We start from the raw sequence: 20,444 nt of genomic DNA on the forward strand, positions 1-20,444 counted from the left end.
CGATCTTTGACCAGCCGCCTGGAACTTTTTCACATGACGCAGGGAAGCAATCCTCTTTCGGGGAGCGGCATCGGTGGCCGGGCGCCTCGCCCCACCGTGCAATATTTCACTTGGGCCTTCATCGTCACCGTCCTTGGACTGGCGCTTGGCGCCTTCCTGGGCTGGGAGTCGACCGGAACGGTCGGCGGCACGCTGTCCGTTTTCTTCATCTGCGCCGTGCTCGCGGTGCTGGAAATCTCGCTGTCCTTCGACAATGCGATCGTGAATGCCAACAAGCTCAAGGACATGACGCCGGTCTGGCAGCGGCGCTTCCTGACCTGGGGCATCATCATCGCCGTCTTCGGGATGCGGATCATCTTTCCGCTGCTGATCGTGGTCATCGCGGCCAAGATCGGGCCGTGGCAGGCCATGGTGCTGGCGGCGACGCAGCCGGACGAATATTCGCGCATCATGCATGACGCGCATCTGCCCATCGCGGCCTTCGGCGGCACCTTCCTGATGATGGTCGGCCTGTCGTTCTTCTTCGACCACGAAAAGGACGTCCACTGGGTCAAGTGGCTGGAAGACAAGATGCAGCGCTATGCCACCATCCGCGGCATCGAGGTCGCGGTGGTGCTGGTGACGGTGCTGATCTTCTCGCGCTTCCTGGAGGGGGCCGAATCGCAGGTCTTCTTCAGCTCGGCGATCTGGGGCCTCCTGACCTTCCTGCTGGTCGAGGTGCTGGGCGGGCTGCTGGACAGCAGCCAGCAGACGCTGCAGGCCGGCGCCAAGGGCGGTCTGGGCGCGTTCCTGTATCTGGAAGTGCTGGACGCGTCCTTCAGCTTCGACGGCGTGATCGGCGCCTTCGCGCTGACGCACAACCTGTTCGTCATCGCCATCGGCCTGGGCATCGGCGCCATGTATGTGCGCTCCATGACCATCATGCTGGTCGATCGCGGCACGCTGGCCGAATACCGCTTCCTGGAGCATGGCGCCTTCTATGCCATCATCGCGTTGTCGGTCATCATGTTCGTGCAGCCGCTGGTGCATATCCCCGAGGTCATCACCGGCCTGGGCGGTGCGACGCTGATCGGCATCTCGTTCTGGTCCTCGATCCGCTGGAACCGTCACAACCACAAGGCGTAAGCCGCGCATAACCCGATCCCGGCCGCCGCCCCGCAAGGGCGGCGGCCTTTTTGCTGCGCCGATTTTCTGCTAGGGTCGCAGCCAAAGGAAAGGTCGCCGCTTGCGTTATCTCGTTGCCCTGGTTCTTGCCGCCGTCCTTCTGGCGCTGATCTGGTTCGCCGCCGGCTGGTGGCGCGGCAAGGCCGTCGCCGATACCGGCGCGGATGTGCAGGTGCTGTACCAGGTGCCCCGGGCGCTGCCCGAAGGGCCGCTGCGGGTCTATCACCTGGGCCACAGCCTGGTCGGGCGCGACATGCCGGCGATGCTGGCGCAGATGGCCGGGCAGGGTCACGACTACGCGTTGCAGCTGGGCTGGGGCGCGGCGCTGAGCGAGCATTGGCGCGGTCCGGAGGCGGTCAACGGCTATGCCCAGGAAAACGCCACCCCGCATCACCGCGAGGCGCATGAGGCGCTGGAAAGCGGCGCATACGACGCCTTCGTCATGACCGAGATGGTGGGGCTGAAGGACGCCATCGCCTACAAGGACAGCCGCAACGCGGTCGGAAAATGGGCGGCCGAGGCTGCCGCCCGCAACCCTCAGGGCCAGATCTTTCTTTACGAAAGCTGGCATCCGCTCGACGACCCCCAGGACTGGCTGGCCCGGTTGCCGGAGGATCTGGAAACCATGTGGAAGCCCGACCTGTTGTGGCCGGCCGCCCGCGCTGCCGGCAAGCCGGTCTGGCTGATCCCGGCCGGGCAGGTCATGGCGGCCGTGGTGCGCGAGGCCGAGGCCGGCGGCATCGCCGAGCTGACCGCGCGCGAGCAGCTTTTCGCCCGCAACCCGGACGGCTCGCTAGACACGATCCATCTCAACGACCTGGGGACCTATATCGTGGCGCTGACGCATTACGCGGTGCTTTATGGCCGCAGCCCCGTCGGCTTGCCGGCGGCGCTGGCCAAGGCCGATGGCAGCCCTGCGCACGCCCCGTCCCCGGAACTGGCGCGGCGGCTGCAGGACATCGTCTGGCAGGTGGTGCGCGCCCAGCCGCTGACCGGGATTGCCCCGTAAACCCGAAGGCTCTATGCCGGGCGGGTTGAAAGAATGCCCATTGCGCATGTCGGCGATTGCGCGCCTTTTGCGGGCATCTGCCTTTGCTGCCAGGGGGTTCCGATGCTGACCGGATTGGTGCTGTTCTATGTCGGTGCGGTGCTGTTTCTCAACGGCCTATGGCTGTTGGGCCGGATCGCGGACCGCGAGATCGTGGTGATCAACCTGGTCACCGCGCTGGTCTCGGGGGCTTCGGTGCTGCACGACGCCTTCGGCGCCGGCGCTTCTGCGGCCAGCATCCGCAACGGCGCGCTGAGCCTTTTGTTCTGCACCACCTATCTGTGGGTCGCCTACAACCGCTTCTCCGGCGCCGACGGCCGCGGCTTGGGCTGGTTCAGCCTGTTCGTCGCCATCACCGCCGTGCCGGTGACCCTGCGCGCCCTGGCCGACGCCGGCAGCGCCACCGAGCTGTGGCTGGCGCTGAACTGGGCGGTCTGGGGCGTCCTTTGGTTCATGTATTTCCTGCTGCTGGCGCAGGGCCGCCCGATCCAGCGGCAGACCGCCTGGGTCACACTGCTGGCCGGGATCTTCACCGGCTGGCTGCCCGGCTTCCTGCTGCTGGACGGGCTGATCTGATCACCAGAACAGATGTGCCTCGTCGATGGCGCGGCGCCAGAAGGCGTCGCGGTCCGATTCCGGCACCCAGCCCAGCAGCCGCTTGGGCTTCTGGTTGTCGAAGGGCGACAGGTGCCCGCGCGATTTCCAGTCGGCGAGCGAGGCCGGCGTCGCACCCTTCCTGCGCAAGGCATAGCGTTTCAGCCCCTGCTTGCCGGCATCGACCGCCCAGAGCGCGGTCAGGTTCGAGCCGCTGACCTTCAGCCGGGCCCCGGTGCGGGCGTGGATCGCGTCGAAATAGTCGCGGCCCGAAAACATCGGGTCGCCGATCAGGTTGAAGTCCTGGCCCAGGGCCTCGTCGCGGTCCATCATCGCGATCAGCCCGTCCGAGACGTCGTCGGCCAGCACGAAGGGCAGGATATTGCGGCCGTTGCCCCACAGCCGCACGGCGCCGGCGCCGTGCCAGCGGCCGATGCCCCAATGCTGCAAGGGCCCGCCGTCGCCCAGCACGATGCCCGGCCGGGCGATCACCAGCCGCAACCCCTGCGCCTGCATGGCCAGCAGCCGCCTTTCGCCCTCGGCCTTCGAGCGGGCATAGATGTTGCGGGTCTCCATCTCGCCGAAACCGGTGGCCTCGGTGATGGTCCGGCCGGGGTCCGACATGTCGTATGAGGCGATGGTGCCGGTATGGATCAGCCGGCCGATGCCGGCGCGGATGGCGGCGCGGCCGATGCGCTCGGTCGTGGCCACGTCGTTGTCCAGCGCCGCCTGCCAGCTCTTGTCGGTCGATTTGGCCAGGTTGAAGACCACGTCCATCCCGGCCATCGCCTCGGCCAGCCCATCCTCGTCGCGCATCGAGACGCCATGGGTCTCGACATGGTCGGCCAGGTCGGGGAAGGGCCCGTTCTTCCCGCGCGAGACGACGCGCACGTCATGCCCGCGCTCGACCAGCCGCCGGGTCAGGTTGCGGCCGATGAAGCCGGTGCCGCCGATCACCATGACGCGCGGCTGCGGCGTGCCGATGGGCCGCGCCGGCACCGGCGGCAGCGCCGGCAGCCGATCCAGCGCCTCGCCGATGCCGGCCATGACGGCGCGCGCCGCATCGGGCGCGAAGCGCGGGTCGGGCCGGCCGCTGCGGATGCCGTCGTAGAAGGCGGCCACCGTGGCCCGGAAGCTCAGCCCATAGGGGCTTTTCTGGTTCAGCGACGCCGCCTGCCGGACGGCGTTCCGCACCCCCTCGCGCAGATGGGCGCCCGAGCGGCCCAGTTCCTTCAGCAGCGGGTTCAGCACCAGATCGGCGGTGTTGTCGCGCGCCACCACCAGCGTGTCGGCGGCGAAATCCATCCGCGCCATGCCCGATGAGCCGCGCAGCGTCACCGAGCGGTCGTCGAAGGTCTCGACCAAGGACAGGGCGATGGTCACGTCGACGTTGCCCGCGTGGGCCAGGATGCGCCAGCTTTGCGGGCGCTGGTCGCCGCCGGGCAGGGTGATCCACTGGCCCAGGCTGACATGCTCGATCTGCAGCGGGCCGAGAAGGTCGGTCGCCAGCGAGAAGGGGTGCGGACCCAGCTCCAGAAGCAGGTTCGGCGTCTCGCGCAGCATCCACAGGCTGTAGGGCCCCGACCGCAGCGGCACCAGCGGCAGCGCCCAGTTGATCTGCGCGCTGCTGACCAGGCCCAGATCGCCGGTGCTCTTGGCCGCCTTCAGCTTCTCATAGGACGGCAGCGCCAGGAAGTTGTGGCAGGCGCCCAGGTGCCGGCCGCTGGCGCGGGCGGCTTCGGCCATGGCGTCCACTTCCTCGACCGACAGCGCTACCGGTTTTTCGACCAGCACATGCAGCCCCGCGCCCAGGCATTTCACCGCAAGGTCGCGGTGCAGGTTCGGCGGCGTCAGGATATGCACCACGTCGCAGACCCCGGCCTCGATCATCTGGTCCAGGTCGGTGAAGGCGGCGATGCCATAGCCCGAGGCCAGCGCCTCGGCCGCGTCGCGGGCCGGGTCGCAGACCGCGACCAGCCGCGCCCCGGGCGCAGCCTTGATCGCATCCGCATGCCACGAGGCGATGTAGCCGGCGCCGATAATGGCGACGCGCAGGTCCGAGGTCATTGCAAACTCCTATTTGTACTCGATAATCCGCATATCGTCGCCCCTTCGGCGACGGCGGTGGAATGTCAGCATCCCCAAGAGGTTGGGGATCTTGGCCAGCGTCAGCAGCGCCGCCTGGTGCAGCGCCATCGGCTTGCCGGCAAGTCCGCGCCAGGTCTTCCAGAACGAAAGCCCGTAGAGCGCCAGCACCAGCACCGAAAGCCAGGCGCTGGTGAACAGGCCCAGCAGGAAAAGCAGCGGCAGCACCAGTCCATAGACCCAGACCCGCCGCTGCTCGCGCTTGAAATGCGGCGGATGCATGGCGCCGACCTGGGCGAAGCCATGGCCGTTCCTGATTGTGCGCTGCCACCACTGGCCGAAACGGGTCATGGCGGCGTCGTGCCAGGTCATCTGCACCGGCAGCCGCTCCAGTTTCCAGCCGGCCTTGCCGATGCGCAGGCAGAATTCGTCGTCCTCGGCCGCGATCACCGTCGGGTCGAAGCCGCCGACCTGGCGAAAGGCCGCGACCCGCACCATCATGTCGCCGCCGCAGGCCACGATAGGGCCGGCGGGGCGGCGCCAATCGACCTCGCACATCTGGTTGTAGACGGTGGCGGTGGGCTGGATCTCGCCCCGCCAGCCGGTCACGATGCCAAGCCGCGCGACGGCCTGCATGGCGGCGACGCCCGCATCCAGCCAGTCGGCCTCGACCCGGCAGTCGCCGTCGACGAATTGCACCAGGTCCAGTTCGCCCCCGGCCAGCAGCGCCTCGGCCCCGGCATTGCGGGCGCGGGCGGCGGTGAAGGGGGTCGTCGTGTCCAGTTCGACCACCTCGACGCCGAGCGACCGGGCGAAAGCCACGGAATCGTCGCGCGAGCCGCTGTCGACATAGACCACGCGGTCGCACAGCGGCACCAGCGAGCGCAGGCAGGCTTTCAGCCTGTCGCCTTCGTTGCGGCCGATGGCCACCGCACCCAGCGTCGGACGGTGCATGATTCCCCCGGATTGACGCAACCGACGGCAGATTAGCCGCGAGACGGCCGTTTCTGCAATGCGGCGGGGCCTGTCGTTATGGGCAAGTGGTTAATGCGCCGCGCGCTCGCGGCGCAGGCTTTGCCGGGCCAGGGCCGAGATCAGGTCGGTCTGGGTGACGATGCCGACGATGCGCCCGCCGTCCAGCACAGGCACGGCATGGCAGTCGCCCGAGGCGAGCATCGGCAGCAGCGTCGCGATGGGGCTGTCCGGGGCGACATGCGGCGGATCGGTCTGCATGATCTGTCCGGCCCGCGCCGCCGTGCCCGAGCGGCCCAGCAGGTCTGTCATGGCCGAAAGCAGCCGGCGGTCGTGGCGAAAGGCGTCCTCGCGCGCGCGGCGGATCAGGTGGATCTGGAAGATCACGCCGCGGAACTGGTCGCCGTTCTCGACCACCGGGACCGAGGTGAAGCCATGCTCGCGGAAAATGTCCGCGACCACGGACAGGCGGGTCTGCGGCCCGACGGTCACCAGGTCGCGCGACATGACCTCGGCCACGGTCAGCGGCCCGGCGTGGTGGCTGGCGGCTTGCAGCTCGGCGGCGCCGATCAGCCGGGCCAGGTCCTCGACGCCCAGGTTCAGCGACTGGCGATAGCGTTGCAGGATCTCGGTCAGCTCGGCCTCGGACAGGCCCAGCCGCTCCATGGCCGGATGGTCGGCGGTGCCATGCGGGCCGGGGTCCTCGAAATGCCGGAACGGATAGCGCCGGCCGGTCGCCCGGGCGTAGAGCATGGCGATCACCACCAGCGCCACCGTGCCGGCCAGCACCGGCGCGACAACGAAGCCGAAGCCCTGCTGCTGAATCGCCTCGGGGTTCAGCGCCGCAGTCATGGCGACGGCGCCGGCGGGCGGGTGCACGGCGCGCAGCGGCACCATGATCGCGATGGTGGTCCCGACCGCCAGCGCGATGCGCCAGGCCGGATCGGGCACCAGCAGGCAGGCGATCACGCCAAGGACCGCAGCGGCGACATTGCCCACCACCGCCGACCAGGGTTGCGCCAGCGGGCTGTTCGGCACCGCAAAGACCAGCACCGAGGTCGCCCCGAAGGGCGCGATCATATAGAGCCCCAGCCGCAGGTCGGTCGCCGGCGACAGCAGGAACAGCCCCGAGATCCCCAGCCCGACCAGCGCCCCGATTCCCGCCCGCAGCGCTTCGCGCGGCGAGCCGGGGGCGATCGCCGGCCCCAGCGCCAGGGCGATCCGGTGCAGCATGGTCCCGGCCGGTTTCGTCATTGCGCACCTTTTCCGATCTGCCCTGCAAATGGGCAGCTGATGCGCGTCATTGTCGCATCGACGACCCGCTGACAAGCCCGCGCGGTCCCGCAAACGCAGATTTTGCCATGGGAATCCTCTATGAATTGATCGACAACCACAGGGATCGCAAAGCGGCCGCAGTCGGAGGAATCGGGATGAGGATCGACCTGAACAGCGACCTGGGCGAGGGCTATGGCGCCTGGAGCATGGGCGACGATGCCGCCATGCTGGACATCGTCAGCTCGGCCAATGTGGCCTGCGGCTTTCACGCCGGCGACCCGCTGACCATGCTGGCCACGGTGCGCGAGGCGACGGCGCGCGGCGTCGCCATCGGCGCGCATGTCTCCTACCCCGACCGGGTGGGCTTCGGCCGCCGGCCCATGGACGTGACCCATGCCGAGCTGGTGGCCGACGTGATCTATCAGATCGGCGCACTGCAGGGCATCTGCGCCGCCGCCGGCACCCGCGTCACCTACGTCAAGCCGCATGGCGCGCTTTACAACACCATCGCCACCGACGCCCGCCAAGGCGCGGCGGTGATCGAGGGCATCCGCGTCGTCGATCCCGCGCTTGCCCTGATGGGTCTGGCCGGCACGCCGATCCTGGCCCAGGCGGCCGAGGCCGGCCTGCCCACCATCGCCGAGGCCTTCGCCGACCGCGGCTATCGCCCCGACGGACAGCTGGTCTCGCGACGCGATCCCGGTGCGGTGTTGCACGACCCCGAGGCCGTCGCCGCCCGAATGCTGCGTCTGGCGACCGAGGGGGCGATCGAGGCGGCGGACGGCTCGCTCCTGCGGCTGCGCGCCGACAGCATCTGCGTGCATGGCGACAGCCCCGGAGCCGTCGCCATGGCCGTCCGCATCCGCGCCGTGCTGGTCGAGAACGGCGTCACCATCGCCCCCTTCGCCCCGGGCGCGGCATGACCCCCGACATCGCCATCGCCCGCGCCGCCCGGCTATCCTGCCGCAACGCCCCCCCGCGCCCCACGGCGGGGCTGGCGCCGGGCTTTACCCAATGCAACCTGATCGCGCTGCCCCGGGACTGGGCCTGGGACTTCCTGCTGTTCTGGGCCTGCGGCGTGACCCCGCAGGCGGCGCTGATGGCGTCGAGGCCGCCCTTTGCCATCACCCATGCGCCGGGACACATGTTCATCACCGACGTGCCCGACACGCATTGGCAGGTATGAGCATGCGCTTCCTGCCCATCGGTCCCCGCACCCTGCTCGCGGAACTGGACGACCTCGACCAGACGCTGGCGCTGTTCGACGCGCTTCTGGCCGATCCGGTGCCCGGCGTCTCCGAGATCGTCCCGGCCGCGCGCACGCTGATGATCCGCACCGCGCCGGGCGTGGCCGCCGACGGCCGGCTGGCCGGTGCGGTCCTGGCCCGCCAGCCGGCCCCCGGCACGCCGCCCGCCGCCCGCGCCAGCGAGACGGTCGAGCTGCCCGTGACCTATGACGGCGCGGACCTGGCCGATGTCGCCGCCCATATGGGCCTGACCGAGGCCGAGCTGAATGCCGCCCATCAAGAGACCACCTGGCAGGTCGCTTTCTGCGGCTTCGCGCCGGGCTTTGCCTATATGACCTGCGACGATCCTCGCTTCGACCTGCCGCGGCGGGCGACGCCGCGCACCCGCATCCCGGCGGGTTCGGTGGCGCTGGCCGGGCGCTTCTGCGGCGTCTATCCGCAGGAAACGCCGGGTGGCTGGCAGTTGATCGGCCGCACAGCGGTGCCGATGTGGGACCTGTCGCGCGACCCACCGGCGCTGCTGCGCCCCGGCGTGCGCTGCCGTTTCGTCGCGCGCAAGGCTGAGGTCCGCCCCTCGGCCGCCATCCCGCAGCCGCAACCCGAGCAGGGCCTGCGCGTGCTGTCCACCGCCTTTCCCATCGTCTTTCAGGACGAGGGGCGGCCGGGGCAGGGCGGGCAAGGGGTTTCCGCCTCGGGGGCGCTGGACATGGGCGCGCTGCGCAGGGCCAATCGCGCCGTCGGCAACCCCTCGGACGCGCCGGCGCTGGAGATCACCCTGGGTCCCGTCCGGCTGCGGGCCGACCGACCCATGGTGCTGGCGCTGACCGGCGCGACCCAGGCCAGCGTCGCCGGTCACCTCATCCCGCGCGGTGCGGCTTTCGCGGTGGATGCGGGCGACGAGATCAGCATCGCTCCGCCCGGCGCGGGCATGCGCAGCTATCTGGCCCTGCGCGGCGGGTATCGGGCTGCGCCGGTGCTGGGCTCGGCTGCGACCGATACGCTGGCCCATGTCGGTCCCGAGCCGATCATCCCGGGCGCGGTTCTGACCCCGGCGAACCGTCCCGCCACCGCCACGGCCGTGCCGGAACCCGAACCGCCGCTGCCGAAAGCCGGCGATCTGGTGGAACTGCCGGTGACCCTCGGCCCGCGCACGGATTGGTTCACGCCCAAGATGGTCCGACATTTCCTGGCTCAGGAATGGCTGGTCACGCCGCAAAGCTCGCGCGTGGGCATCCGCCTGCAGGGCGCGCCGGTCACGCGCGAGGACGCGCGCGAACTGCCCTCGGAAGGCGCCGAGACCGGCGCCGTCCAGATCCCGCATTCCGGCCAGCCGGTGCTGTTTCTGGCCGACCACCCGCTGACCGGCGGCTATCCGGTCATCGCCACGCTGCGCCCCGAGGCGCTGGACCTCGCCGGCCAGATCCCGCCCGGCGCCCGCATCCGCTTTACCGCCGCCCACGACTTCGCCCCGATCACGCTACGGAGGCCCGCATGACGCTTTTCGCCACCGGCCCGACCCGGCCGATCAACCGCCTGCTGATCGCGAACCGCGGCGAGATCGCCGTCCGCATCATCCGCGCCTGCCGCGACGAGGGCATCCGCTCCGTCGCCATCTATGCCGACAGCGACCGCGACGCGCTGTTCGTCCGCATGGCCGACGAAGCCCATGCCTTGGGCGGCGACAAGCCCAAGGAAACCTATCTCGACGCCGGCAAGATCATCGCCATCGCCCGCAAGGCGGGCGCCGATGCCATCCATCCCGGCTATGGCTTCCTGTCGGAACGGGCCGATTTCGCGCAGGCCGTGCAGGACGCCGGGCTGATCTGGATCGGCCCCGACCCGAAGGTGATCGAGGCGCTCGGCGACAAGATCGAGGCCCGCCGCATTGCCGAAACCGTCGGTGCGCCGCTGGTCGCCGGCACCCCCGGTCCGGTCGAAACCCCGGCCGAGGCGCTGGCTTTCGCCAAGCAGCACGGCCTGCCCATCGCCATCAAGGCCGCTTTCGGCGGCGGCGGGCGCGGCATGAAGGTCGCCTGGCGGCTGGAAGAGGTCGAGGAGCTGTTCCAATCCGCCACCCGCGAGGCCGAGGCCGCCTTCGGCCGCGGCGAATGCTTCATCGAGCAATTCCTCGACCGCCCGCGCCATGTCGAGGCGCAGGTGCTGGCAGACCGGCACGGCACCGTCAAGGTGCTGGGCACCCGCGACTGCACCCTGCAACGCCGCAACCAGAAGCTGATCGAGGAGGCGCCCGCGCCCTTCCTCACCGACGAACAGCGCGCCCGCATCCACGATTCCGCCCGCGCCATCTGCGCCCATGCCGGCTATTCCGGCGCCGGGACGGTGGAATACCTGCTCTCGGCCAATGGCACGATCTCCTTCCTCGAAGTGAACACGCGGCTTCAGGTCGAACATCCGGTGACCGAGGAAACCACCGGCATCGACCTGGTGCGCGCCATGATCCGCGTCGCGCAAGGCGCAAGGCTGGCCGACGAGACCGTGCCCGAACCGCGCGGCCATGCCATCGAGTTCCGCATCAATGTCGAGGACCCCGCGCGCGGCTTTCTGCCCACGCCCGGCCCGGTCGAGGTCTTCGATGCGCCCTCGGGGCCGGGCGTCCGGCTGGACAGCGGCGTGGCCCAGGGCTCGGTGGTGCCGGGCAGCTTCGATTCGTTGATGGCCAAGCTGATCGTGACGGGCGCCACCCGCGCCGAGGCCCTGCAACGCGCCGTCCGTGCGCTGCGCGAGTTCCACATCGAGGGCGTCGCCTCGGTGCTGCCCTTCGACCGCGCCGTGGTCGAGGCGCCGGATTTCCGTGCCGAGGACGGGAATTTCCGCGTCCATACCCGCTGGATCGAGACCGATTTCGCCGAGACCCTGGCCCAGGCGGTCGCGCCCCACGCCCGCGTCGCCCCGGTGCCGCCGGCGCCGCTGCTGCGCCTCGCCATCGAGATCGACGGCCAGCTGCATGAATTGGGCCTGCCCGGCAACCTGCTGGCGCAGATGCCGCAGGGCACGGCGGTCGGTGAAACCGCCCCCGAAGCCGATGCCGCCGCCCTGACCGCCCCCGTCGCGGGCACGCTGACGCTGTGGCAAGTCGAGGACGGCGCCGAGGTCGAGACGGGCCAGGTCGTCGCCGTCATCGAGGCGATGAAGATGGAGACCCGCGTCGAGGCGCATCGCAAAGGCCGGCTCACTCGCGCAGCGGAAGAGGGCGCGACGCTGGGCTTCGGCGAGGCCCTGGCCCGGATCGGCTGAACGAACTCTGGGCAGGCTGCCGAAGAGCGGCTTTTCAGCCCTGCTCTGGCGGAAATCGTTCCGGTTTCGGCAAGGTTCGGCGCGAAAGGCGTTTCCGACCGAATGAAGGCGAATTTGCGGGTTTGCGGTCGAGACTCCGCTATCGCGCGGAGGTTTCCCGTGGCCGGCTAGATGTTCATCTGCGCCCCGATCTCGACCACGCGCCCGGCCGGGATGCGGAAATAGTCCGAGGCCGCGGCGGCGTTGCGCGACAGCGCGATATAGAGCTTGCCCTGCCAGCTGGGCATGCGCGAGCGGGTCGAGATCCGCAGCCGCCGCCGCGACAGGATGAACGAGGTCGCCATGATGTCGAACTTCCAGCCCTGGCGGCGGCATTGCAGCAGTGCCCGCGGCACGTCCGGTTCCTCGGCATAGCCATAGACCAGCGCGACACGGCGGAAGCGGTCGTCCAGGTCCTCGATCCGCACCCGGTCCGAGGCGGGGACATGGGGCACCTCGGCGGTGGTGATGGTCAGTATCACGTTCTGCTCGTGCAGCGACTTGAAATGCTTGAGGCTGTGCAGCAGCGCCGAGGGCGCGAGGTCCGGCGTCGAGGTCAGGAACACCGCCGTGCCCGGCACCGGCGCGATCGATTCGGATTTCTGGATCTGCGCCAGCAGCGCCGCCAAGGGCAGCTCGGCCTCGCGGTCCTTGGCCAGCACGATGGCGGTGCCGCGCATCCAGCTGGCCATGGTGACCAGCATGGCCGCGGCGATGCCCAGCGGCACATAGCCGCCGTCGCCGATCTTCATCAGGTTCGCGCCCAGGAAGGTCACGTCCAGCACCAGGAACGGCAGCATCATCGCCACCGCCAGCCACAGTGGCAGTTTCCAGTGCTTCCAGGCCACGATCATCGCCAGCAGCGCGGTGATGACCATGGTCCCGGTCACGCTGATGCCATAGGCCGAGGCCAGGCTGGAGGACGAGCCGAAGAGCATCACCAGCGCCAGCACCGCCAGCATCAGCCAGCGGTTCACGCCGGGCATGTAGATCTGGCCCTGATGCTCGTCCGAGGTATGGCGGATCTTCATGCGCGGCAGCATGCGCAGCTGCACGGCCTGCCGGGTCAGCGAATAGGCGCCGGTGATCACCGCCTGGCTGGCGATGATCGTGGCCAGCGTCGCCAGGATCACCACCGGCAGCAGCGCCCAGGCCGGGAACAGGTGGAAGAACGGGTTCGCCATCGTCTCGGGCCGCGACAGCACCAGCGCGCCCTGGCCGAAATAGGTCAGCAGCAGGGCGGGGAAGGCCATGAACAGCCAGGCCAGCTGGATCGGCTTGCGGCCGAAATGGCCCATGTCGGCGTAAAGCGCCTCGGCCCCGGTCACCGCCAGGAACACCGCGCCCAGCACGATCAGGCCCAGCTTGCCGTTGTCCATCAGGAAGCGCAGGGCGTGCACAGGGTTCAGCGCCGCCAGCACCTCGGGGTCCTGGAGCGTCCAGTGGATGCCGCCGGCGGCCATGACCATGAACCAGACCAGCATCACCGGGCCGAAGAAGCGCGCCACGGCCTCGGTGCCGTGGTTCTGGACCAGGAACAGGGCGATGATGATGGCGATGGCGATGGGCTCGATGAACGGATCGACGCCGGGGGTGACCAGCTTCAGCCCCTCGATGGCCGACAGCACCGAGATCGCCGGGGTGATCGCCGCATCGCCGTAGAACAGCGCCGCGCCCATCAGCCCCAGCACCAGAACCGCCCGGTTCTGCCGCCCCATGGCGCGCTGCGCCAGCGCCAGCAGCGACAGCGTGCCGCCCTCGCCCTGGTTGTCGGCGCGCAGCAGGATCAGCACGTATTTCACCGTCACCACCAGCACCAGCGCCCAGACGATCAGCGACAGCACGCCCAGCACGTCCTCGCGCGCCACGCCGCCGTGACGGGCGCCGGCGGCCAGCATCGCCTCGCGGAAGGCGTAAAGCGGCGAGGTGCCGATGTCGCCATAGACGACCCCCAGCGCGGCCAGCGACAGCGGCAGAAGCCCGGGGCGGCGCATCGCGCTGTCGGACAGAGGGGTATCGAGACTTGCCATGTCGGTTTCCTTGCGCCGGAATCGCCTCCGGCAGGACAGGCAGCATGACCCGGCGGCGCATAAGAGATCGACAGGGATTCGCAGGCGGGGCGTAAGGAAAGCGTAAAGACCCATGGACAAGCGCCGCGCCATGGCGCCAGATCCGGCCATGGACAGTCCGGATCCGCACCGTCTGCCGCCCGACGACCGCCGCTGGAGCACCGCGCCGCGGCTGGGCGGCCTGCTGGGTGCGGCGCTGCTGCTGGGGCTGGTGACCTTGGGCGCCGCGCGGCTGCATCATTTCCTGCCCGAGAACGTCTCGATCCTGCTGTTCCTGACCGCGGTCCTGGTCAGCGCCGCCGCCTTCGGCTTCTGGGTCGGCATCGCCAGCGCTCTGGGCGCCATCGCCGCTTTCAACTTCCTGTTCGTCGAGCCGCATTTCACCCTGCTCATCGCCCGGCCGCAGGACCTGGTGACGCTGGCGGTCTTTCTGCTGGCGGCCGGCCTGACCGGCATTCTGGCGGGGCGTTTGCGCGAGCAGGTCGATGCCGCCAAGGGCCGGGCGGCGGCGCTTGAGGTGGTGTCGCGGGTCAGCGGCGACCTGGCCGGCGCCGCCAGCACCGAGGACGTGGCCCGCATCGCGCTGCGCCATCTGCACGACCTGTCGCAGGGACCGGCGGCGGCGCTGGCGTCGCAGGACGGCCAGCTGCGCCTGCTGGCGGCCGAGCCCCGGGGCTATCTGCCCGAGGCCAGCGATCTGGACGCCGCCGATGTGGCCTTTCGCCGCGGCCGGGCCGAACTGGCCGCCGCCCGCGGCTGGAGCGGCGCGCGGCTGAGTTTCTATCCGCTGGGCGCCGGCGGTGCGCGGCGGCTGGTGCTGGGCCACGCCCGGCTGGCCCCCGAACGGCGCGACCGGGATTGGCGCGAGACCGGGATCGAGGTGGTGCTGCGCCAGGCCGAGCAGGCCTTGCAGCGGCTTGCCCTGGCCGAGGCGGCCGAGGCCGAGCGCCGCCGCGCGGCGGCGGAAGAGACCCGGGCGGCGCTGCTCGCCTCGCTGTCGCACGACCTGCGCACGCCGCTGGCGACCATCCTGGGCGCGGTGACGACGCTGCGCGAACTGGGCGCGACACTGCCGCCGGCCTCGCAGGCCGACCTGCTGGCCGCCATCGAGGAGGAATCCGGCCGGCTGGCGCGCTATGTCGAGAAGCTGCTGCAACTGACCCGGCTGCAATCGGGGATCGCGGCGCAGATGGCCTGGGTCGATGCCGGCGATGTGGTGCAGGCGGCGGTGGCGCGGGCGCGGCGTAGCTGGCCGCAGGCGCAGATCGCGGCGGAACTGGCACCGCTGCCGATGATCCGGGCCGAGGCCGGGCTGCTGGAGCAGGCCGTCTTCAACCTGGTCGAGAACGCGGTGAAATACGCGCCCGGCCCGATCCGCGTCACTGGTGCGGTCGAGGGCGAGGAACTGGTGCTGACGGTCGCGGACGGCGGGCGCGGGCTGCCGCCGGCCATCGCGGCATGGCTGGCCTCGGACCAGGCGGTGGGGGCGCCGCCGGGCACCGGGCTGGGCCTGCCGATCTGCAAGGGCATCGCCCGGGCGCTGGGCGGGCGGATGACGGCGGCCCCTGGCGGGACGGCGCTGGCGATCTGGCTGCCGGTTCCGCGGCCGGAGGCCGGAAGCGGCGCATGAGCGAGCGCCGCCTGATCCTGGTCGTCGACGACGAGCCGCAGATCCAGCGATTCCTGGGCCACGCGCTGGCGGCGGCTGGCTATGACACCTGCCTGGCCGCCTCGGGCGCCGAGGCCCTGGCCCAGGTCGCCGCTCTGGCGCCGGATCTGGTGATCCTGGACCTGGGCCTGCCCGACATGAACGGCAAGGAGGTGATCGAGCGGCTGCGGCTGCGCTGGGACCTGCCGGTGATCGTGCTTTCGGCCCATGACCAGGAGATGGAAAAGATCATGGCGCTGGATCTCGGCGCCGACGATTTCGTCGCCAAGCCCTTCGGCATCGGCGAATTGCTGGCCCGGCTGCGCGCCAGCCTGCGCCCGCGCCGCGCCGCCCGGGCCGAGCAGATCCGGCAGGGCGGGCTGTTGGTCGACCTGGCCGCGCATCAGGTCAGCCGCGACGGCGAGGCGCTGCGGCTGACGCCCAAGGAATTCGACCTGCTGGCGGCGCTGGCCGGCAATGCCGGGCGGGTGATGACGCATCGCCGGCTGCTGCAGCTGGTCTGGGGGCCGGCCCATGTCGACGACGTGCCCTATCTGCGGGTCTTTGTCGGCCAGCTGCGCCAGAAGCTGGAGCACGATCCGGCCCGGCCCGAACTGATCCTGACCGAGCCCGGCATCGGCTATCGCTGGGCCGCGCCCGAGCCCGGCCCCGCCGATCCCGGCGCCCCGGGCTGACGCCCCCGCCGGCAAATCGTCATCCGACCGTCACACCCTTGCCGTATGATCGTTACAGGCATCGCCTAGGCAGCGCCCATGGGCCGCGGGCCCGCCAATGCATAACGAGGCATCCATGCGCAATCTCTCTGCCGTCCTTGCGGCCAGCACCATGCTGACCGGCATCGCCCTGTCGATCGGTCCCGCCGCGGCTGCGGACATCTATCCGCTCGACCGGGCGACGATCCTTGCCGGCTCGCCCTTCGACTTCAAGGTCGAGCTGGACGGCACCCATGCCGAGGGCGACATCGCGGTCACCGTGAACGGCAAACCCTATGCCGAGGTCTTCGGCAAGCCCGCCGCATTCGTGGCCGAGGAAAAGGGCGACGAGGACAAGGTGCTGGGCTCGGCGCTGATCCTGCGCGACCTCGCCCTGGCCGAGCCGGGCAGCTACAGCGTCGAGGTCAAGGCCGGCGACGAGACGAAATCCGTCACCTGGGAGGTCTATGCCACCGGCGCGGTGCCCAAGGCCAAGAACGTCATCTTCCTCATCGGCGACGGGTTGTCGGTCGCGCACCGCACCTCGGCCCGGATCATGTCGCGCGGCATGGCCGACGGCAAGGCGAACGGCCGGCTGGCGATGGACGACCTGGACCACATGGCCTTCATCGGCACCTCGTCCACGCATTCCATTGCCACCGACTCGGCCAATACCGCCTCGGCCTATATGACCGGGCACAAGAGCCGGGTGAACGCGCTGGGCGTCTATGCCGACCGCACCCCCGACAGCCTGGACGACCCGCGCGTCGAAACCATCGCCGAGGCGCTGCGCCGCACCACCAACAAGTCCATCGGCATCGTCTCGACCGCCGAGCTCGAGGACGCCACCCCGGCCGCCGTGGTCTCGCACACCCGCAAACGCGGCGACAAGGCCGAGATCGTCGGCATGATCCATGGCGTGCAGCCCGAGGTGGTTCTTGGCGGCGGCTCGGCCTATTTCCTGAAATCGGACGTGCCCGGCTCGAAGCGCAAGGACGACAAGGACTATGTCCAGCTCTTCCGCGACGCCGGCTATACGCTGGCCTCGACCAAGGCCGAGCTCGAGGCCGCCGCCGGCAGCAATACCGGCAAGCTGCTGGGCCTGTTCCATACCGGCAACATGGACACCTGGCTGGACCGCAACCAGCTGAAGAAGGGCACCGTGGACAAGTTCCCCGACCAGCCGGGCCTGGTGGACATGACCAATGCCGCGCTGGCGCAGCTGTCGAAGAACCCCGAGGGCTTCTTCCTGATGGTCGAGGGCGCCTCGGTCGACAAGATGTCCCACCCGATGGACTGGGAACGCGCCGTGCTGGAGACTATCGAGCTGGACCACGCCGTCGCGGTCGCGCGCGAGTTTGCCGCGAAGAACCCCGACACGCTGGTTGTGGTGACGGGCGACCATACGCATGGGGTTTCGCTGATCGGCACCATCGACACGGAAAAGCCCGGCGACGACATGCGCGAGAAGGTCGGCGTCTATGACGACGCGGGCTTTCCCGACTATGTCGATGCCGATGGCGACGGCTATCCCGACAGCGTGGACGTGAAGCGGCCGCTGGCGATCTTCGCCTCGAACTTCCCGGACTATTACGAGACCTGGGGCGCCAAGCTGGACGGTCCCTTCGTCCCGGCGATCCAGGACGGCGACGGCAATTACGTCGCGAACGAGGCCTACAAGGACGTTCCCGGCGCGGTGCTGCGCACGGGCAACCTGCCGCGCGAGAACGACACCGCCGTCCATGCCGTGGACGACATCGTGTTGCAGGCGGCCGGACCGGGCGCCGAGGCGTTCAAGGGCTATATGGAGCAATCCGACGTCTACAAGGTTCTGGCCGACACCTTCGCGCTGGGCACCGTGCAGAAATGACCGCATGACCGACCTGCCCGGCCTTCCGGGCAGGTCCGCCGAACAGGAGGACCGCCGCATGACGCGCATGACCATCACCCGCAGGCATTGCCTCGCCGGCCTTGCCGCCGGCCTGCCGCTTTCGCTGGCGCGGCCGGCCCGGGCCGCCGCGCCCGAACTCACCTTCGACGATCTCTACAGCTCGTTCAGCGCGCTGGGGCTGGAGTTTTCCGGCAAGGTCAAGGCGCTGACCGGCCAGCCGATCCGAATGAAGGGCTTCATGGCCCCGCCGCTGAAGGCCGAGGCGAAATTCTTCGTCCTGACCCAGATCCCTATGGCGCTGTGCCCGTTCTGCTCGACCGATGCCGACTGGCCAGACAATATCCTGGTGGTCTATCTGGCCCGCAAGCAGACCTTCACCCGGCCGAACGAGCCGATCGAGGCCCGGGGCGTGCTGGAGCGCGGCTCGTGGACCGATCCCGACACCGGCTTCGTCAGCCAGCTGCGCCTGCGCGAAGCCCGCTACGAGCGGGCCTGACCCGCCCATGCCCGCACTGCATCTTTCCGGCGTCGAGGTCCGCTTTCCCGGCCTCGACAGTCCCGCCCTTGCCGTCTCGGACCTGCGCATCGCCGCGGGCGAGATGGTCGCCGTCGCCGGCCCCTCGGGGTCGGGCAAGTCCACGCTGGTGCATGTTCTGACCGGGCTCGAACGGCCGGGGCGCGGCGCGGTGCGCTGGGGCGCGACCGACATCGTCACCCTGTCCGAGGGCGCCCGCGACCGCTGGCGCGGCGGCAACGTCGGCCTGGTCATGCAGGACTTCCACCTGTTCCCGGGCCTCACGGCGCTGGAAAACGTGCTGCTGCCGGCGCGCATGGCCCGGGTCGCCGGGCGCGACCTGGTCGCCCGCGCCGGGGCATTGCTGGCCGGCATGGGGTTGGGCCGTCCCGGCCAGCGGATCGAGACCATGTCGCGCGGCGAGATGCAGCGCGTCGCCGTCGCCCGCGCCCTGCTGCGCCGGCCGGGGGTCATCGTCGCGGACGAACCCACCGCCAGCCTGGACGCGCGCACCGGCGCGGCCATCGCCACGCTGCTGATCGACCTTGCCCGCGAAAGCGGCGCGACGCTGATCGCGGTCTCGCACGATCCGGCGCTGATCGCCCGGCTGCCGCGTCGGATCAGTCTGGCCGGCGGCGCGGTCGCGGCCGACCGGATCGCGGAGGCGGCCTGATGCTGCGGTTCATCCTGGCCGACCTGCGCCGGCTCTGGGCCGGGGCGCTGGTGATGGTGCTGCTGATCGCGCTGGCCGTGGCCTTGGGCGTCGGCGTCACCTTGCAGGAACGCGCGCTGCGGCTGGGCAGTGCCCGGGCCGCGGATGCCTTCGACCTGGTGATCGGCGCGCCGGGCAGCGAGACGCAGCTGGCGCTCTCGACCGTGTTCCTGCAACCCGCGGCGCTGCCGCTGATGCGGGGCGCGCTGCTGGCCGACCTGGCCGAGGACCCGCGCGTCGCCTGGGCCGCGCCGGTGGGCTTCGGCGATTTCTACCGCGACTTTCCGCTGGTCGGCACGACCACCCGGCTGGTCCGCGAATTCGCACCCGCCCTGGCCGAGGGCCGCGTCTTCGCCGCCGAGGGCGAGGCGGTGGTCGGGTCCCGGGTGCCGCTGGCGATCGGCGCAGAGATCACGCCCTCGCATGGCGCGTTGGCGCACGGCGGCCAGGACCACGAGGGCGTACACTATCATGTCGCCGGCCGCATGGCGCCGACCGGCACCGCCTGGGACCGCGCCATCCTGGTGCCGATCCGCTCGGTCTGGGACGTGCATGGCATGGAGGGCGCCGACGGGCATGATCCTGGTCACGCGCATGACGGGCGCGACCACGACCATGACGGGCACGGCTTCGACCCGGCCGCGCCGCTGGACGAGGCATGGCACGGGGACGACACCCCCGGCCTGCCCGCGATCCTGGTCAAGCCCGCCAGCATCGCCGACGCCTACAAGCTGCGCCAGGACTATCGCGCGGGCGGCGCCACGCTGGCGGTGTTCCCGGCCGAGGTGCTGACGGGTCTCTACGGGCTTCTGGGCGATGCCAGGCAGGTGCTGTCTTTCGTGGCGCTGGGGGCGCAGCTGCTGGTCGCGGCGGCGCTGGCGCTGGTGACGGTCATCCATGTCGGCCAGCGCCGGCGGCAGGTCGCGGCCCTGCGCGCCTTCGGCGCCCCGCGCGGCGCCATCTTCGCGCTGGTCTGGTCCGAGATGCTGCTGCTGCTGGCCGCGGGCATCCTGCTGGGTTTTGCCGGCGGCTGGCTGGCGGCGGTGCAGCTGTCGCGGCTGGTCTCGGCCCGGCAGGGGTTCGACCTGCCGGTGGAATGGGCGCCGGGCGACGCCGCGGGCCTGGCCGCTTTGCTGGTGGTGGCGGCGGTCCTGGCGGCGCTGCCGGCCTGGATCGCCTATCGCCAGCCCGCCGTGGCCAGCCTGCGCGGCTAGCGCG

General features: G+C 70.3%; 17 protein-coding genes. 13 read left to right on the top strand and 4 right to left on the bottom strand.

All coding sequences use genetic code 11. The features are described from left to right. The first annotated feature begins 33 nt into the window (after positions 1-33). The 3 genes from JCM7685_RS16385 to JCM7685_RS16395 all read left to right on the top strand — a co-directional run bounded on the left by JCM7685_RS16385 (position 34) and on the right by JCM7685_RS16395 (position 2,788). Positions 34-1,125, top strand: coding sequence for a DUF475 domain-containing protein (locus JCM7685_RS16385; protein ID WP_074966706.1), 1,092 nt, complete (start codon positions 34-36; stop codon positions 1,123-1,125). Positions 1,126-1,225: 100 nt separating this feature from the next. Then, complete coding sequence (locus tag JCM7685_RS16390; RefSeq protein ID WP_074966656.1) at positions 1,226-2,173, top strand: hypothetical protein; 948 nt, start codon at positions 1,226-1,228, stop codon at positions 2,171-2,173. A gap of 102 nt (positions 2,174-2,275) precedes the next feature. Then, positions 2,276-2,788: an AmiS/UreI family transporter gene (locus tag JCM7685_RS16395; protein ID WP_074966707.1), complete on the top strand. Its 513-nt coding sequence runs from the start codon at positions 2,276-2,278 to the stop codon at positions 2,786-2,788. Here JCM7685_RS16395 and JCM7685_RS16400 read toward each other — a convergent pair whose 3' ends face one another. The 3 genes from JCM7685_RS16400 to JCM7685_RS16410 all read right to left on the bottom strand — a co-directional run bounded on the left by JCM7685_RS16400 (position 2,789) and on the right by JCM7685_RS16410 (position 7,117). Continuing rightward, complete coding sequence (locus JCM7685_RS16400) at positions 2,789-4,873, bottom strand: NAD-dependent epimerase/dehydratase family protein (protein ID WP_074966657.1); 2,085 nt, start codon at positions 4,871-4,873, stop codon at positions 2,789-2,791. 9 nt (positions 4,874-4,882) lie between these two features. Further along, the gene (locus tag JCM7685_RS16405; protein WP_074966658.1) at positions 4,883-5,845 is read right to left on the bottom strand and encodes a glycosyltransferase family 2 protein; all 963 of its coding nucleotides are present in this window, start codon (positions 5,843-5,845) and stop codon (positions 4,883-4,885) included. 90 nt (positions 5,846-5,935) lie between these two features. Further along, on the bottom strand, positions 5,936-7,117 hold the full coding sequence (locus JCM7685_RS16410; RefSeq protein WP_074966659.1) for an HPP family protein: 1,182 nt from the start codon (positions 7,115-7,117) through the stop codon (positions 5,936-5,938). 176 nt (positions 7,118-7,293) lie between these two features. Between JCM7685_RS16410 and JCM7685_RS16415 the strand changes: the two genes are divergently transcribed. From JCM7685_RS16415 to JCM7685_RS16430, 4 genes are read left to right on the top strand one after another with little or no spacing between them, the layout of a single operon-like run. After that, on the top strand, positions 7,294-8,061 hold the full coding sequence (locus JCM7685_RS16415) for a LamB/YcsF family protein (RefSeq protein WP_074966660.1): 768 nt from the start codon (positions 7,294-7,296) through the stop codon (positions 8,059-8,061). Beyond that, positions 8,058-8,324, top strand: a complete 267-nt coding sequence (locus tag JCM7685_RS16420) for a D-glutamate cyclase family protein (protein ID WP_083412616.1) — start codon at positions 8,058-8,060, stop codon at positions 8,322-8,324. The genes JCM7685_RS16415 and JCM7685_RS16420 overlap by 4 nt, the downstream gene beginning before the upstream one ends. A 2-nt stretch (positions 8,325-8,326) precedes the next feature. Then, positions 8,327-9,880: a 5-oxoprolinase subunit B/C family protein gene (locus tag JCM7685_RS16425; RefSeq protein ID WP_074966661.1), complete on the top strand. Its 1,554-nt coding sequence runs from the start codon at positions 8,327-8,329 to the stop codon at positions 9,878-9,880. Further along, on the top strand, positions 9,877-11,640 hold the full coding sequence (locus JCM7685_RS16430; protein ID WP_170848900.1) for an acetyl/propionyl/methylcrotonyl-CoA carboxylase subunit alpha: 1,764 nt from the start codon (positions 9,877-9,879) through the stop codon (positions 11,638-11,640). Before JCM7685_RS16425 ends, JCM7685_RS16430 begins: the two co-directional genes overlap by 4 nt. 167 nt (positions 11,641-11,807) lie before the next feature. On the opposite strand, the gene JCM7685_RS16435 is transcribed toward JCM7685_RS16430, so the two are convergent. Next, positions 11,808-13,709 (bottom strand): potassium transporter Kup, encoded by a 1,902-nt coding sequence (locus JCM7685_RS16435; RefSeq protein WP_083412618.1) that lies wholly within the window; start codon positions 13,707-13,709, stop codon positions 11,808-11,810. A gap of 112 nt (positions 13,710-13,821) precedes the next feature. On the opposite strand from JCM7685_RS16435, the gene JCM7685_RS16440 reads away from it, so the two are divergent. The 6 genes from JCM7685_RS16440 (at position 13,822) to JCM7685_RS16465 (ending at position 20,440) form a co-directional block, all read left to right on the top strand. Continuing rightward, a complete protein-coding gene (locus JCM7685_RS16440) occupies positions 13,822-15,378 on the top strand; it encodes a DUF4118 domain-containing protein (RefSeq protein ID WP_231964748.1) in 1,557 nt (518 codons plus the stop codon). Next, on the top strand, positions 15,375-16,091 hold the full coding sequence (locus tag JCM7685_RS16445; protein WP_074966662.1) for a response regulator: 717 nt from the start codon (positions 15,375-15,377) through the stop codon (positions 16,089-16,091). The genes JCM7685_RS16440 and JCM7685_RS16445 overlap by 4 nt, the downstream gene beginning before the upstream one ends. Before the next feature lie 115 nt (positions 16,092-16,206). Further along, positions 16,207-17,979 carry an alkaline phosphatase gene (locus JCM7685_RS16450; protein WP_074966663.1) on the top strand — a complete coding sequence of 591 codons (1,773 nt, stop codon included), beginning with the start codon at positions 16,207-16,209 and terminating at the stop codon, positions 17,977-17,979. 67 nt (positions 17,980-18,046) lie between these two features. After that, on the top strand, positions 18,047-18,496 hold the full coding sequence (locus JCM7685_RS16455) for a hypothetical protein (protein WP_211657834.1): 450 nt from the start codon (positions 18,047-18,049) through the stop codon (positions 18,494-18,496). Positions 18,497-18,503: 7 nt separating this feature from the next. Further along, complete coding sequence (locus JCM7685_RS16460) at positions 18,504-19,187, top strand: ABC transporter ATP-binding protein (protein WP_074966664.1); 684 nt, start codon at positions 18,504-18,506, stop codon at positions 19,185-19,187. Next, entirely contained in the window at positions 19,187-20,440 is a 1,254-nt protein-coding gene (locus tag JCM7685_RS16465; RefSeq protein WP_074966665.1) for an FtsX-like permease family protein, read from the top strand. The genes JCM7685_RS16460 and JCM7685_RS16465 overlap by 1 nt, the downstream gene beginning before the upstream one ends. Positions 20,441-20,444: the final 4 nt, after the last annotated feature.

Origin of the sequence: Paracoccus aminovorans, assembly GCF_900005615.1 — a bacterium.
GTDB classification, from domain to species: Bacteria; Pseudomonadota; Alphaproteobacteria; order Rhodobacterales; family Rhodobacteraceae; genus Paracoccus; species Paracoccus aminovorans.

Excerpts from the sequence above, each read along its gene's own strand:
- JCM7685_RS16415 (WP_074966660.1), top strand. The coding sequence starts at position 7,294 with ATGAGGATCGACCTGAACAGCGACCTGGGCGAGGGCTATGGCGCCTGG.
- JCM7685_RS16450 (WP_074966663.1), top strand. The coding sequence starts at position 16,207 with ATGCGCAATCTCTCTGCCGTCCTTGCGGCCAGCACCATGCTGACCGGC.
- JCM7685_RS16410 (WP_074966659.1), bottom strand. The coding sequence starts at position 7,117 with ATGACGAAACCGGCCGGGACCATGCTGCACCGGATCGCCCTGGCGCTG.
- JCM7685_RS16385 (WP_074966706.1), top strand. The coding sequence starts at position 34 with ATGACGCAGGGAAGCAATCCTCTTTCGGGGAGCGGCATCGGTGGCCGG.
- JCM7685_RS16465 (WP_074966665.1), top strand. The coding sequence starts at position 19,187 with ATGCTGCGGTTCATCCTGGCCGACCTGCGCCGGCTCTGGGCCGGGGCG.
- JCM7685_RS16395 (WP_074966707.1), top strand. The coding sequence starts at position 2,276 with ATGCTGACCGGATTGGTGCTGTTCTATGTCGGTGCGGTGCTGTTTCTC.
- JCM7685_RS16430 (WP_170848900.1), top strand. The coding sequence starts at position 9,877 with ATGACGCTTTTCGCCACCGGCCCGACCCGGCCGATCAACCGCCTGCTG.
- JCM7685_RS16460 (WP_074966664.1), top strand. The coding sequence starts at position 18,504 with ATGCCCGCACTGCATCTTTCCGGCGTCGAGGTCCGCTTTCCCGGCCTC.
- JCM7685_RS16445 (WP_074966662.1), top strand. The coding sequence starts at position 15,375 with ATGAGCGAGCGCCGCCTGATCCTGGTCGTCGACGACGAGCCGCAGATC.
- JCM7685_RS16400 (WP_074966657.1), bottom strand. The coding sequence starts at position 4,873 with ATGACCTCGGACCTGCGCGTCGCCATTATCGGCGCCGGCTACATCGCC.
- JCM7685_RS16420 (WP_083412616.1), top strand. The coding sequence starts at position 8,058 with ATGACCCCCGACATCGCCATCGCCCGCGCCGCCCGGCTATCCTGCCGC.
- JCM7685_RS16425 (WP_074966661.1), top strand. The coding sequence starts at position 8,327 with ATGCGCTTCCTGCCCATCGGTCCCCGCACCCTGCTCGCGGAACTGGAC.
- JCM7685_RS16440 (WP_231964748.1), top strand. The coding sequence starts at position 13,822 with ATGGACAAGCGCCGCGCCATGGCGCCAGATCCGGCCATGGACAGTCCG.
- JCM7685_RS16455 (WP_211657834.1), top strand. The coding sequence starts at position 18,047 with ATGACCATCACCCGCAGGCATTGCCTCGCCGGCCTTGCCGCCGGCCTG.
- JCM7685_RS16405 (WP_074966658.1), bottom strand. The coding sequence starts at position 5,845 with ATGCACCGTCCGACGCTGGGTGCGGTGGCCATCGGCCGCAACGAAGGC.
- JCM7685_RS16435 (WP_083412618.1), bottom strand. The coding sequence starts at position 13,709 with ATGGCAAGTCTCGATACCCCTCTGTCCGACAGCGCGATGCGCCGCCCC.